The following is a 12,857-nucleotide window of genomic DNA, read 5'->3' as shown; positions in this document are numbered from 1 at the left end:
GTCGGCCGCGAAAGTATCGAAGGAGAAAATGAATGGCCCCATATTGGGTCGGCACGAGCTGGAAGATGAACAAGACGCTGGCGGAGGCGTTGCAGTTCGCGGATGCGCTGGCGGCCTTCGTGCCTGACTTCGATCAGGCGATACAGCCTTTCGTCATTCCGCCATTCACCTCAGCGCGCCAGGTCAAGGCGGCGCTGGCCAAGACCCGCGTGAAAGTCGGCGCCCAGAACATGCATTGGGCCGACGCCGGCGCCTGGACGGGCGAGGTCTCGCCGGTGATGTTGAAGGATTGCGGGGTCGACCTGATCGAACTCGGCCATAGCGAGCGCCGCGAGCATTTCAGCGAAACGGATGCGACTGTCGGACTGAAGACGGCGGCCGCAGTCAGGCACGGCTTCGTGCCGCTGATTTGCGTCGGCGAGACGCTGGCTGAGCGTGAATCCGGCCGCGCCGAGGCGGTGTTGACGGCGCAGGTTCTCGGTGCGCTGCAAGAGCTGAGCGGCGATCAACTGAAGTCAGAAATCCTCTTTGCCTACGAGCCGGTCTGGGCAATCGGCGAGAAGGGCATTCCCGCAAGCGCCGACTATGCCGACAAGCGGCAGGCACTGATCAAGAAGGTCGCCGCCGACCGGTTGCCGGTTACCCCACCTGTGCTTTACGGCGGCAGCGTCAATCCCGGCAATGCGGCTGAGCTGATCGGTCAGCCGCATATCGATGGCCTGTTCATTGGCCGCTCGGCGTGGCAAGCGGAAGGCTATATCGACATTCTGAAAAAGGCGTCGGCCGCCATCGCGCGCTGACCCAGAGCAATTCCAGGAAAAGTGTAAAGCGGTTTTCCGTCCGGAATTGCGTCAAATCAAAGAGATAGAGACAAAAGCAAAGGAGTTTATTGTCATGAAGATCGCACTCGGAGCCGACAGTGCCGGCAAGCCGCTGCTCGACGTCATCGCCAAGCATCTCGCCAGCAAGCCGGAGCTGCAGGTCGTCGACCTCAGCCAGGCCGGATTCTACGCCGATATCGCCGCCAAGGTCGGTCACGAAATTCTCGACGGCAATTACGACCGGGCCATCCTGTTTTGCGGCACCGGCATCGGCGTCAGCATCTCCGCCAACAAGGTGCCGGGCATTCGCGCCGCGTTGACCCACGATACCTATTCCGCGGAGCGCGCCGCCAAGTCCAACAACGCCCAGATCATCACCATGGGTGCCCGCGTCATCGGTCCCGAACTGGCGAAATCGATCGCCGACGCGTGGCTGGCCTCGGAGTTCGATCCGAACGGCCCCTCTGCCGCAAACGTGCAGGCCGTCGACAAGCTCGACGCCAAGCGCTGAAAGGCGCAAGCGATCCGCTACGGAGCTAACTGGTCAAGGCGATCCGCATCGCCTCGATCACGGTGACGGCGGACGCGGCGCCCGGGTCCATATGGCCAAGCGAGCGCTCGCCGAGGCGCGATGCCCGGCCCTTGGTGGCAACCATCGCCTTGGTCGCTTCCGCGCCCGCCTTTGCAGCCTGCCCCGCAGCCTCGAGACTGCCCGCCAAACCCTTGCCGGAGGCCAGCGCTTCGCCCGCCGCATGCGCTGCCGGCGCCCATGCATCGATCATCGTCTTTTCGCCTGATACGGACTTGCCGCGATCCTGAATGCCCTTGGCCATGGCCTGGAACAGGGCAACCACGTCCGCGTCGTCAAGCGTCGTCTTGCCCTTGACGGCCGCCGCGCCACGCATGAAGGCGGTGGCATAGAGCGGGCCGGAGGAGGCGCCGACGGCGTTCAGGAACGACTTTGCCGCTGTGTTGAGCAAAGTGGTCGGATCGGTCGCGCCAGCATCCAGTGCGGCTACCGCATCGCGTGCCGCGGAGAATCCAAGCTCCATCGCAATGCCGTGGTCGGCGTCGCCGATAACCCCGTCAAGCGCGCACAGCCGGTCCCTGTCGGCTGACATGGCGGTTGCGATCGCTGCGAACATCGCAACAAGGCGGGCGGTGTCGATTGTCGTCATGCTATTGTCCCTTGACGAGGAGCAGATTTAGCCGGCGCGAAACATGGCGCAGTCGCAAGGGTGGTCCAGCATCGTCTGCAACTCGCCGTCCAGCCGATGCAGAGTGAGCGAGGCCCCGGCCATCTCGAGCGAGGTGCAGTAATTGCCGACCCAGCTTGCGTGGATGGACACACCTATGTCATCGAGCCTCTGCTTCACCCGCCGGTTCATAATGTAGAGTTCCATCAGCGGCGTCGAGCCCAGCGAGTTGACGAGCACCGCGACCTTGTCACCGCGCGTCGGCGCCATCTCGTCGAGGATCCTGTCCAGCATCTCGTCGGTGATCTCGTCGGCTGTTTTCAACTTTTCGCGCGCGATGCCGGGCTCGCCATGGATGCCCATGCCGATCTCCATCTCGTCCGACCCGATCTCGAAATTCGGCCGGCGGGTCTGCGGCAGCGAACAAGGCGACAGGGCCACGCCCATGGTGAAGGTATGGTCGTTGGCCTTGCCAGCGATGCGCTCGCATTCGTCGAAGGACAGCATCCGGTCGCAGGCGGCGCCAGCCGCCTTGAAGATGAAGAAATTGCCGGCGACGCCGCGCCTCTTGTGCCTGTCGCCAAGGGGCGCCGAGGCCACATCGTCGGTGCTCAGCACCGTGCGCACCTCGATGTCATCCATCGCAGCCATCTCGGCGGCCATGTCGAAATTCATCACGTCGCCGGCATAGTTGCCGTACATGAACAGGACGCCGGCGCCGCCGCTGACCGCCTTGGCGCATTCGAGGATCGGGTCTGGCGGCGGCGAGGCGAAGACGTTGCCGATGGCCGCCGCGTCAGCCAACCCCTTGCCGACGAAGCCGAGAAAGCTCGGCTCGTGGCCCGAGCCGCCGCCAATCACGAGGCCTACCTTGCCCAGGCGCGGTCCGTCGCGGGCGATGATGGAGCGTGGACTGCCGTCCACGCTCTTGAGATGGCGGGGATGCGCTGCCAGGATGCCTTCCAGCATCTCGTCGACGGCGCGGTTGCCGTCGTTGATGATCTTCTTGGTCTGCACCCGCATCCTCCCGATTTCGGTATTTTCGCAGATAATACCGGGTGTTACCGGGATTTCCACCCGGCAAGGAGCATTTCGTGCACAGAGGCGTTCCCGCCCGTCAGCACCTGGACGCAGGCACCGGCTGTTTCAGCCGCCGAGGCCGTCGCGGATGGCTGAGAAATAGCGATCGGTTCCGACCTGGCCGCCCTTGAGCGCAACCTCCAGTCCGTCGATCGCCTTGACGCGCGAATGGGCAACGCAAAGTGGGGAACCCGGCGAAGAGGGCAGCGGCATGCGAATTGTCAGGGCATCGACACCCATCTCGCCGAGTGCATGGCTCGACGTGTCGCCGCCGGCGATGACCACGCGCCGCAGGCTCTGTTCGATCGTCAGACCGCGAAGGATTTTGCCGAGGCCGCGGCCAAGCTTGTGGCGGGCGCCTTCCTGCCGGTCGATTTCGGCGCCCCTGTCGGCAGTGGGACCAAGCGCGGTGTAGAGGATGACGCTGTGCCCGGCTTGCAGACTGGCACGGCCGCTTGCCGTCGCGCGCGCGATCGCCTGCCCCGAAGCCTCCGAAACCAGTTCGACCGGATCGATTTCGATGCCGTCGAAGCCGTCGGTCAGGGCATGCCGGATCTGTCGTTCGGTGGTCGGCGAGCAACTGCCCGACATGACGGCTATCCGGTCGGCAACGCCCGGCGGCGTGAAGCCTGGTCCAGCGCTGACGATGTCATTCGACGCCCATTCGGCCAGCAACGCATACTCGACCCCGGACGAGCCGACGACAAAAGAACCGCCTGGCTTGCGGATGCGCCACAGCTCCTTGCCGGCCAGGGCCTGCGTTTCCAGATTGTCGACATCGACAAGCACGATGGCGGTGCCGTTTCCGGTCAGGCGATCGAACGCCGCCGACCGCGACGCGGACTGTAGCGTTGCGATGTCGACCAGCTCGGAGCTCAGGGCAGTCTGCCGCGACAGATGGATCAGCAGATCGGACTCATCCATCGGCGTTGTCGGATGGCGGCTCATCACCGGGTGGCGGTCGATGCGAAAATATTGGTCGCGATAGGCGGCGAACAGATGGCCGAAGGCGGTGTAGCGCTTGAGCTGCGGCGCGCCGACCAGCAGCGGCACGCTGTCCTGCGCGAAGACCGAGCGACCGATCTCGATGGCCCGGCCGATGCTGCCGATCGTCGGGCTGGAATCGAAGGTCGAGCAGACCTTGTAGTGGCAGATCGCGGCGTTGAACGTTTTCAGCCAGGCAAAGGCTTCGCGCAGATGCGTGTCCATCCATTGCGGCGTCTCGCTGCGGCTGGTGCCGGCCAGTCCGATCGCCTGGCAGTGCGCGAATCGCGACAGCAAGGCTGCGTCCGGCTGGCGCATGAACAGCACGGTCGGCACACCGCCGAGTTCGAGCGCCTCCATGACGTCGGTCGAGCCGGTCAGGTCGTCGCCATAATAGCTGAGAAGCAGGTCTTGCATGGCTTCAGGCTGCCTTGCCGTCGCCGAATTTTTCGATCGATCGCGCCAGTTCGGAATGGGTCAGGGCGAAGTCCGCTAGCGGAATGCCGTCGACGGCCGCTTGCCAGGCTTGCTGCACGGCACGCACGCCGGCCCCCGGGCCGTCCGGATGGCTGACGATGCCGCCGCCGCAGAGGTAAAGAAGATCGACCGTCCGGCCGGTCCGCCCATATGTCTCCGGCGCTTGGCCGCCCCACTGGCCGGAGCCCGCCACTGGCAAGGCGCAGTCCTCAGGCGAGAAGATCGGTGTCGTCACGGCCTTGAAGGATTCGACGAAAGAGTCATCCGGCTCCCAGTATTTCGAGGCGATGCCGTTGATCTGGAATTGGTCGACGCCGAGCAGCCGCCAGAACTGCTGCCAGACCTTGAAGTCCATGCCAAGACCCGGGTGACGGGTGAGGATGTCCCAGCCATTGCGATGGGCATGCAGCACCAGGCTGGAGCGCTTCCTCAGGAACGCCATGCCGCTGAACCCGATCGAATTGATGTTGATAACCGCGCAATTGCCGCCGGCCTTCGCCACCAGATCATGGTTGCGCATCATCTCGTCGGGGTCGGCGTGCGAGATGCCGAAGGCGTACATCACCTTCTTGCCGGTCTTCTGCTCGTGGTCGAGGATCAGCGGCATGATCGCCTTCACCCGTTCCGACAGGGGAGAATAGGCCGGGCTCATCAGCTTTTCATCATCCTTGATGAAATCGACGCCGGCGGCGATCAGTTCCGTCACCATTGCCGCCGTCTCGTGCGGCCGCAATCCGAGCGCCGGCTTGACGATCGTGCCGATGATCGGGCGGTCCGTCACATTGGTCAGCCGGCGGCTGCCGGCGACCCCGAACTGTGGGCCGGGATGTGCGCCGCGAAAATCCTCCGGCAGCTTCAGGTCGACGACGCGGATGCCTGTGAGGTCCTTGATCGAATAGGTGCCGCCGATGGCAATCGTCATCAGCGCTGCAAGGTCGGTGCCGATGGCATCGAACGGAAAGGCGATGTCGACATCCGCACGCCTGAACGGCCCGTTGCCGCCATCGGGGAGTGACGACCGCTCGGCGTCGGGCAGAGGCCGGATCGCCAGCACGCGTGCCGCCACCCGGGCCTTCAGCTCTTCGGTCTCGCCGGGCAGCGCGACGAAGGTTCCGGTCGACTGGTCGCTGGCGATCTTGGCCGCCAGCGCTTCGATGCTTCCAGGCGTTTCGATGCGATAGGTGAGGGTGATCATGGTCTGCTGTCTCAGGCCGAATGCATTCGAATAAAGTTCCCCGATCTCGAAATCTGGTATAATGAGTACATAAGTATTGCAAGCGATATCCTGCTCGCCAAACAAGGCTGGTTGACGGACAATCATTCCGGGAACCGCGTCAGCAATGCTAAATAGGGGCCGGTCAAGGGAGTGATTCGCGACGATGAACCGTTCGGAACCGATTGTCCGACGCAAGCTTTCCGACGAGGTCTTCTTGCGGCTGAAGCGTCTGATCACCAGCGGCGAGTTGATGCCGGGCGACGACATGCCTTCTGAGCGCGAACTGATGGAGCGCTTCGAGGTCGGCAGGCCGGCGATTCGCGAGGCGATGCAGGCGCTGAGCAATATGGGTCTGGTCGCGATCTCGCATGGCGAACGCGCCAAGGTGCTGCAACTGACCGCCAAGTCGATCATCAGGCAGGTCGATGGCGCCGCCAAGATCATCCTGTCGTCGTCGAAGGACACGCTTGAGCACCTGAAGACCGCGCGCATCTTCTTCGAGCGCGGCATGGTCAGGGAAGCCGCCGAAAAGGCTACCGCCGAGGATGTGCAGCGGCTCAGGGCAACCGTTGCCGAACAGCGGGGCTTTCGCGGCGACTCCGAGGCCTTCATATCCGCCGACATGAAATTCCATACCCAGATCGCGGCGATATCGGGCAACCCGATCTATGTCGCCGTCAGCGAGGCCATGCTTGGCTGGCTGAAGGAATATCACACCGAAATGCTAATCTGGACCGGCAAGGAACAGTTCACGCTGACCGAGCACGAAGAGATCATTGGCCGCATCGAGAAGAAGGATGCCGACGGCGCCGAGAAGGCGATGATCAAGCATCTCGAACGCTCGCGCGCCCTCTATGTGATGAATTCCGAAAAGTAACTTCAACCGATCCGGACGATCGCGTAAGGCGTCATCACGAGATGGTCCCGGCCAAAAGCTGAAATGTCGACCGGCACGTCGTCCGCCGTCAGGTTCGCCAGCCACACGACAGTTTCGCCCGAGGCCGAGCGCCCGGCCAGCGCCAGCACCTTGGTCTCATCGCTCGTCCTCGCCGTCACATGCGCAAGGCCGGCCAGTTCGCAAAGCCCCTTGATGGCCCTGAAGATCGGCCGGAGCGATCCTTCCGTGACGGGTTCCCCGGCTGACGCCAGCACGCCGAACGGTCCAGTGAAGCTGGAGAGCGTGAGCTGTTCCAGTCCGGCGGGCGCGACGCGTGCGGCATAGCCGATCGTCCATGCCGCCGCGAACAGGCCGGCATGGCGCGGATCCCGATCGGCCATGGCGATACGTTGTCCGCTTGGATTGGGTTTGGTCGCTCCGCCATAGGGGTTCTGGCGCATGGCAATCGTCGACGGACCGATCCGGTAGGGCTTTGCCCCGAAGATCGCCCGTGCCGATTGGGTGATGAAAGGCAGCGCCTCCAGCGATTGCATAATGCTGAGATCGTCGGCGGCATGCACGATCGGGCAGGTGCAATGGGTGACGAAATCGAGCTCCTCTGCCGGCACTCGCTTGCGGTTCAGCTCGGTGAAATAGCTGAACATGCCGCCACCGAGGCGGATATCGGGAAAGGCGCGCCGCGCGGCGGCGTAGACGTCTTCGAGCGGCGGGCATTCAGGCCACGTGCTGCCCGGCGGGGTCGACTGCCGGTCGACCGAAGGCGAGACGGCGATGGCCGAGAGTTTCAGCCCTGCTTGGCGCACCATGCCGGCGACGGCTGAAAGTTCAGCGTCGAGGTCGCCCGCGCCGGCAACGACGCATTCGAGGGTGGTTTCGGCCGTGTAGGCAGTTTCAAGTCGGGCGAAAGCGCACAAGGCGTCGAGCCTGTGGCCGCGCGTCGGATCGTAGTGAAACAGCAGCTGTTGCGGGCCAAGCGTCGACAGCAGCGGCAGGTTCGCCAGCGCCGTCTCGATATCGTCCGGATAGATGATCACGCCGACATCGGGCAGTGCCGGACCGAGCTCGCCGAGTTCAACGCGAACCGACTCGCCGGCCCCGGCGGCAGCCGGCGCTTTGCCTTCACCCGTGATACGCAGGCTGATCGTTTGGCGATTGGGCTCGCCGCCCCGCAGCACATAGGGCCACGGCAATGCCAGCGGCCGCACATAGGTCTTGTAGGAGGCGTCGGACCAGTTGCGCTGGTCCTCCATCTCGAACGTGTCGCCCTCCATCCGGCATTCGGCGCTGACGCCGGGCCGTACCCCGTGGGTGATCGCGCGTAAATCCTTGAAAGGCTGCCAGGGGTCGATCAGCATCGGAAGCTTGGTCGCCGCCACGCTGCCATCGGTGTGCTCGACCGTCACCGGGCTTCCAGCGAGGCCGGAGATCGGATGCAGGATGCAGAAGCCGCAGCGATTGGTTTCGAAATCGCTTTCGGGAAGGGCGTTGACGTCGAAGACCAGTCGGCCATCGGCGAAGCCTTTGATCGCAGCGTGGAAGCCGAGGCGCCTTCCGCCGGGTCCAATACAGCTTGCCGAATAGCTGACCGAGAAGGCGTCAGCGCCCTGGTCGATGACCAGACCGGTCAGTTCAGGCTCGTAGGTGCCCCAGTCGCGGTCGCGCACGATATAGGCAATGGCGCGCAGCACTTCGGTGCCGTCATGGCGGATGGTGCGCAGATTGCCGTTGACGAAGTCCGCGCTGAGCGCACCTGCGCTGAGCCTGACCGGCTCGGCCTCGTCGGAGCGCGTACCACAGAGGAGGAAGGCGTCGGCGGTCATTTCAGCAGCGCGTCGAGCTGCACCGGTTCGCGGCTCGCCGCCCCGGCATAGGCCGCCTCGACCAGCGCGAACGTTTTGAGGTTGTCGGCGCCCGAGGTTGCCGGTTCGACCCCCTTCGCCAGGCAGTCGACCCAGTGCTGCTGGATGGCGACGACGCTTTCCTGGATGTTGTGCCAGGGCCGCGACGCCCACGGCAGCAGCGACGGCGAAATGTCGGTGACCTTCGTACCGCTCTTGCCGGTGACGGTGAGCCGGTAACCCTGCGCCAAGCGGATCGTGCCGTCGCTGCCGTCGATCTCGATCAGCGTCTCCGGAAACGGCTCGGTGGCGAGTTTCGTCGCGTAGCTGCAGTCGACCACAGAGGTGGCACCGCTGTTGTGATCCATCAGCATCGTCGCGACGTCCTCGCCTGATATGCCGGGGTTGATGCGCGCCGTTCGCGTGGTGATGACAGACACGTCGCCGAGCAGAAAGCGGGCGATGTCGAGGATGTGGATGCCGAGGTCTTCGATGATGAAGCGCTTTCCCGTCGCCAGATAGGGCTGGCCGGAAAACACGTCATAGGCGGAGCGAAAGGAGATGCGCCCGAAGAAAGGCGTGCCGATCTCGACGCTGTCGAGCACGGCGCGCACCGCCTGGATCGGCGACTGCCAGCGAAAATTCTCATGCACCATCAGCGGCACGCCGGCTTCCACGCATGCCTTCACCATAGCCTTCGCATCGGCAAGCGTCGGCGCGAATGGCTTTTGGCAGATCGCCGGCACGCGATGGGCGGCCGCCATTTCGACAAGCGGACGATGGCTGGGCGCGGTGGTGGCGATATCGACGAAGTCGAGGCTTTCGCCGGCAAAAAGTTCCGCCGCATCGGTATAGCGCTTCGCAATGCCGAACTGGTCGCCGACGACCTTGAGCCGCTCCGGATCACGGTCGCAGATGGCGACGATAGAGGCGCCTGCTATGTCGCGCCAGGCATGCATCTGGTTGACGGCAAAGAAGCCGCAGCCGATCAGGGCTCCTCGCAATTCCGTCATGGTCAGCCCGCCTTCGCCATCTGCATCAGTGTCACCCGACTTTGCAGCCGGCGCTGCGCCTGGTCGACGACGACGGCAACGATGATGACGAGGCCCTTGATCACCATTTGCCAGAACGAGCTCACACCCATCATCACCAACCCGTCCGAAAGAATGCCGATGACGAAGGCGCCGACGATGGTGCCGCCGATCGTGCCGCGGCCGCCCGACATCGACGTGCCGCCGAGCACTGCTGCCGCAATGGCGTTGAGCTCGAAACTTTCGCCTGTCGCCGGATGCGAGGCCATCAGCTCGGACGAGATGATCAGGCCGACGATCGCCGCGCAGAAACCGGAGAACATATAGACGAACATTTTCACCATGTTGACACGGACGCCCGAAATCCGCGACGCCCGTTCATTGCCGCCGACGGCGAAGATGTGACGGCCGAGCGGTGTGTACTTAGCGAGATAGGCGGCTCCCAGTGCAACGACGATCAGGATCCAGATCGCCACCGGCAGGCCAAGCAGCCGGCCGGCACCGAGGAAACCGAAGCCGGTGGTGCCAAGCTCCGGCTTGCCGACGAGGTTGGGGAAGGTGCGGCCATCCGACGACAGCAGCGCCAGGCCGCGCGCGACATAGAGCACGCCGAGCGTGGCGATGAACGGCGCGACGTTCAGCCTGGTGATCAGCAATCCGTTGACGGCGCCGATCAATATGCCGACCGCCAGCGTGATCAGCGCGATCTCGAGGACGTTGAAATAGATGGTGTAGCCGATCTGCAGATCGATGCCGTTGAGCACGAGATAGCCGGCCACCATGCCGCACAGGCCGACGATCGAACCGACCGAAAGGTCGATGCCGCCGGTGATGATGACGAAGGTCATGCCCATTGCCAGGAACGCGTTCAGCGCCACGTGTTTCGACATCAGGATCAAATTGGCGGTCGACAGGAAATTAGGCGCCGCGATCGAAAAGAAGATCAGGACGGCGATGAGCGCGATGAAGGTCCTGAGCTTCATCAGAGTCAGCAGCACGGAGCCGCTGGAAGCGGAGGGAGTGACCGCCTTGGCTGGGATGTCAGTCATGCGCGGTGTTCTCCGTGTGTGGGGCCGGTCCGTGGCCAAGCGCCGATGCAGCGACGAGTGCCGCCTCTGTCGCCTCGGCGCGATCGAACATGCCGGTCAGTTTTCCGTTGCTCATCACCGCGATGCGGTCGGACAGCGCCATCACCTCATCGAGATCCGAGGTGGCGAACAATATCCCCAAACCGTCACGGGACAGTTTGCGCATGGTGCGGAAGACGTCGGCCTTGGCGCCGACATCGATGCCGCGGCTGGGCTCGTCCATCAACAGCACCTTGGGTTCGGTAAGCAGCGCCTTGCCGATCACCACCTTCTGCTGATTGCCGCCCGACAGCGAAGACACTTCCTGCGCCGGGTCGGCGACCTTGATCGCCAGTTCCCGCACCATCTGCGTCACCGCCTGCCTTTCGTCGGCGCCATGGATATGGTACAGGCGGGCAAATCGCGACAGACTGGCAAGCGTCAGGTTGCTGGCTACCGATAGGATCGACACCAGCCCTTCGCGCTGGCGGTCTTCGGGGATCAGCGCCAGGCCGCGCCGGATGCGCCGCGTCGTGTCGCGCTCCTTGACCTTAATGCCGCCAATGAAGATCGCGCCCGTCGAATGGCCGTGGCGGCCCATGATGCAGTCAAACAATTCGCTGCGACCGGCACCCATCAGGCCGTAGATGCCGAGGATCTCGCCGGCGCGCAACGACAGCGAGACATGGTCGACGGCAAGCCCGCCAGTGGCACGCGGCAGGCAGATCTCCTCGGCGCGGAATATCTCCTCGCCCGGAAGATGGCCGTCGGCCTTGGCGAAGTCCTTGGCGTCGGAGCCGATCATCTGGCGAACGATCCACTGCGTGTCGACGTTTTTCATCTCTTCCTGGCCGGTGATGCGGCCGTCGCGCAGCACGGTGATGTAGTCGCCAATGCGGATCAGTTCTTCCAGCCGGTGCGAAATGTAGACGATCGCCACACCGCGCGCCTTGAGGTCGGCAATCACCTTGAACAGGATCTCGACCTCCGCAGCACTCAGCGCCGAAGTCGGCTCGTCCATGATGAGGATGCGCGCGTCGAGCGAAACGGCCTTGGCGATCTCGACCAGCTGCTGCTGTCCGATGCGCAGATCCTCGACCAGCATGTCGGGCCGTATGCCCGCTTGCAGTCGTTCTAGCAATTCCGCCGCGCGGTTTTCTTGTTCCTTGCGGTCGATCTTGCCAAACCGGTTGGTGATCTCCCGGGTTGCGAAAATGTTCTCGGCAACGCTCATGTTGCCGAACAGGTTTAGCTCCTGGAACACCATGCCGATGCCGCGGTTTACCGCATCGCCGGATGACGAGAAGGAAACCTCTTCGCCCTCGAGCAGGATGCGACCGGCTGTCGGTCGTTCGACACCGGCGATGATCTTCATCAGCGTCGACTTGCCGGCACCGTTTTCGCCGACCAGCACGTTGACCGAGCCCTTGCGCACCTCGAAATTGGCGCGCTTAACCGCGACGGTGCCGGAGTAGACCTTGGAGACGTCCTCCAGCTTCAGGATGATTTCGCGCTCCCTGGCCGCGCTCATGGTTTCGGCCCGATCTCTGCCTCCGCAGGCGTCACCAGCGGCAGATCCTGGCCGCTGCCCAGCGTATAGGCGCCCACCACCTTGGCGCTGCGGCCTTCCAGCGCTTCGCGCGGCAGCTTGGCCAGCACGGTCTTGTCGACGTAGCTGTTGAACGCCTTGCCGAACTGGGCGAAGTCGATCTGGTTGGTGAAGTCGTTGAACTGGATGAAGTCCAGGCTGTCGCGCAGCGCCGTCCCGCGCACCGCCGGTCCGATCTGTACCCGCGCATCAGCCTTGCCGTCGCCGTCCACATCGACATCGATCGTCGCCGCGCGGGACTGCGTGTTCGCCGCGACGATCATGCCTTCCAGGCGAACCGCGAAAGTCCACGGCGAGTTCGCCTGCTTGTTCGGATTGCCGTATTTGGCGCCGGCGGCCGCGGCATCGGTCGTTGCCAACGCGTGAACCTCTGGAAACGGTCCGGCCTTCTGCTGGAGATAGGGCACGACCTTTGCCGCCCAGATCTCCTCGACCATCTTGTCAGGATTGAAGGCGGGCGCGTTGCCGGCGTCTCCCGATTTCGTAGGCAGAATCTTGCAGGCGGTCAGGCTGATGCCGACCATCACGGCTAGGATCGGCCAGTTCGGCTTGGTGTTCAGCATGGCGGCCTGTCGGTCAGCATCGTGGGCGGCCCACGGAAAATGGCGGCGAGGGGCGACCCCAGGGTTCGCCCCTCGCT

Annotated in this window: 12 protein-coding genes; 3 read left to right on the top strand and 9 right to left on the bottom strand. The window is 63.8% G+C overall.

The annotated features are described in order from the left end of the window. The first annotated feature begins 32 nt into the window (after positions 1-32). A complete protein-coding gene (locus ASD12_RS02825; protein ID WP_056581776.1) occupies positions 33-800 on the top strand; it encodes a triose-phosphate isomerase in 768 nt (255 codons plus the stop codon). A gap of 94 nt (positions 801-894) precedes the next feature. Continuing rightward, the gene (locus tag ASD12_RS02820) at positions 895-1,332 is read left to right on the top strand and encodes an RpiB/LacA/LacB family sugar-phosphate isomerase (RefSeq protein ID WP_056581936.1); all 438 of its coding nucleotides are present in this window, start codon (positions 895-897) and stop codon (positions 1,330-1,332) included. Between the two features lie 25 nt (positions 1,333-1,357). Here the strand turns inward: ASD12_RS02820 and dhaL are convergent, their stop codons facing one another. The 4 genes from dhaL to oiaX form a co-directional block, all read right to left on the bottom strand. Further along, positions 1,358-1,999 carry a dihydroxyacetone kinase subunit DhaL gene (gene dhaL / locus ASD12_RS02815; protein WP_056581775.1) on the bottom strand — a complete coding sequence of 214 codons (642 nt, stop codon included), beginning with the start codon at positions 1,997-1,999 and terminating at the stop codon, positions 1,358-1,360. Positions 2,000-2,026: 27 nt separating this feature from the next. Then, positions 2,027-3,034: a dihydroxyacetone kinase subunit DhaK gene (locus tag ASD12_RS02810; RefSeq protein ID WP_056581935.1), complete on the bottom strand. Its 1,008-nt coding sequence runs from the start codon at positions 3,032-3,034 to the stop codon at positions 2,027-2,029. Positions 3,035-3,163: 129 nt separating this feature from the next. Next, complete coding sequence (locus ASD12_RS02805; RefSeq protein WP_056581774.1) at positions 3,164-4,498, bottom strand: four-carbon acid sugar kinase family protein; 1,335 nt, start codon at positions 4,496-4,498, stop codon at positions 3,164-3,166. Positions 4,499-4,502: 4 nt separating this feature from the next. After that, positions 4,503-5,753, bottom strand: a complete 1,251-nt coding sequence (oiaX, locus tag ASD12_RS02800) for a 3-oxo-isoapionate-4-phosphate decarboxylase OiaX (protein WP_056581934.1) — start codon at positions 5,751-5,753, stop codon at positions 4,503-4,505. A 184-nt stretch (positions 5,754-5,937) separates the two neighbouring features. On the opposite strand from oiaX, the gene ASD12_RS02795 reads away from it, so the two are divergent. Continuing rightward, positions 5,938-6,651 carry a transcriptional regulator NanR gene (locus ASD12_RS02795; protein ID WP_056581773.1) on the top strand — a complete coding sequence of 238 codons (714 nt, stop codon included), beginning with the start codon at positions 5,938-5,940 and terminating at the stop codon, positions 6,649-6,651. Between the two features lie 2 nt (positions 6,652-6,653). Here ASD12_RS02795 and ASD12_RS02790 read toward each other — a convergent pair whose 3' ends face one another. From ASD12_RS02790 to ASD12_RS02770, 5 genes are read right to left on the bottom strand one after another with little or no spacing between them, the layout of a single operon-like run. Further along, complete coding sequence (locus ASD12_RS02790) at positions 6,654-8,492, bottom strand: hypothetical protein (RefSeq protein ID WP_056581772.1); 1,839 nt, start codon at positions 8,490-8,492, stop codon at positions 6,654-6,656. Then, complete coding sequence (locus ASD12_RS02785; protein ID WP_056581771.1) at positions 8,489-9,523, bottom strand: Gfo/Idh/MocA family oxidoreductase; 1,035 nt, start codon at positions 9,521-9,523, stop codon at positions 8,489-8,491. The genes ASD12_RS02790 and ASD12_RS02785 overlap by 4 nt, the downstream gene beginning before the upstream one ends. Positions 9,524-9,525: 2 nt before the next feature. After that, a complete protein-coding gene (locus ASD12_RS02780) occupies positions 9,526-10,590 on the bottom strand; it encodes an ABC transporter permease (protein WP_056581770.1) in 1,065 nt (354 codons plus the stop codon). Further along, entirely contained in the window at positions 10,583-12,139 is a 1,557-nt protein-coding gene (locus ASD12_RS02775) for a sugar ABC transporter ATP-binding protein (RefSeq protein ID WP_056581769.1), read from the bottom strand. The genes ASD12_RS02780 and ASD12_RS02775 overlap by 8 nt, the downstream gene beginning before the upstream one ends. Then, positions 12,136-12,780, bottom strand: coding sequence for a DUF2291 family protein (locus ASD12_RS02770; RefSeq protein ID WP_056581768.1), 645 nt, complete (start codon positions 12,778-12,780; stop codon positions 12,136-12,138). The genes ASD12_RS02775 and ASD12_RS02770 overlap by 4 nt, the downstream gene beginning before the upstream one ends. Positions 12,781-12,857 lie beyond the last annotated feature (77 nt).

It is taken from the genome of Mesorhizobium sp. Root102 (genome assembly GCF_001425625.1).
Lineage (GTDB): Bacteria > Pseudomonadota > Alphaproteobacteria > Rhizobiales > Rhizobiaceae > Mesorhizobium.
The sequence above is the reverse complement of the archived record's forward strand: the minus strand, read 5'-3'. Positions and strand labels throughout refer to the sequence as shown.

Excerpts from the sequence above, each read along its gene's own strand:
- ASD12_RS02790 (WP_056581772.1), bottom strand. The coding sequence starts at position 8,492 with ATGACCGCCGACGCCTTCCTCCTCTGTGGTACGCGCTCCGACGAGGCC.
- ASD12_RS02820 (WP_056581936.1), top strand. The coding sequence starts at position 895 with ATGAAGATCGCACTCGGAGCCGACAGTGCCGGCAAGCCGCTGCTCGAC.
- ASD12_RS02780 (WP_056581770.1), bottom strand. The coding sequence starts at position 10,590 with ATGACTGACATCCCAGCCAAGGCGGTCACTCCCTCCGCTTCCAGCGGC.
- oiaX (WP_056581934.1), bottom strand. The coding sequence starts at position 5,753 with ATGATCACCCTCACCTATCGCATCGAAACGCCTGGAAGCATCGAAGCG.
- ASD12_RS02785 (WP_056581771.1), bottom strand. The coding sequence starts at position 9,523 with ATGACGGAATTGCGAGGAGCCCTGATCGGCTGCGGCTTCTTTGCCGTC.
- ASD12_RS02825 (WP_056581776.1), top strand. The coding sequence starts at position 33 with ATGGCCCCATATTGGGTCGGCACGAGCTGGAAGATGAACAAGACGCTG.
- dhaL (WP_056581775.1), bottom strand. The coding sequence starts at position 1,999 with ATGACGACAATCGACACCGCCCGCCTTGTTGCGATGTTCGCAGCGATC.
- ASD12_RS02775 (WP_056581769.1), bottom strand. The coding sequence starts at position 12,139 with ATGAGCGCGGCCAGGGAGCGCGAAATCATCCTGAAGCTGGAGGACGTC.
- ASD12_RS02795 (WP_056581773.1), top strand. The coding sequence starts at position 5,938 with ATGAACCGTTCGGAACCGATTGTCCGACGCAAGCTTTCCGACGAGGTC.
- ASD12_RS02805 (WP_056581774.1), bottom strand. The coding sequence starts at position 4,498 with ATGCAAGACCTGCTTCTCAGCTATTATGGCGACGACCTGACCGGCTCG.
- ASD12_RS02770 (WP_056581768.1), bottom strand. The coding sequence starts at position 12,780 with ATGCTGAACACCAAGCCGAACTGGCCGATCCTAGCCGTGATGGTCGGC.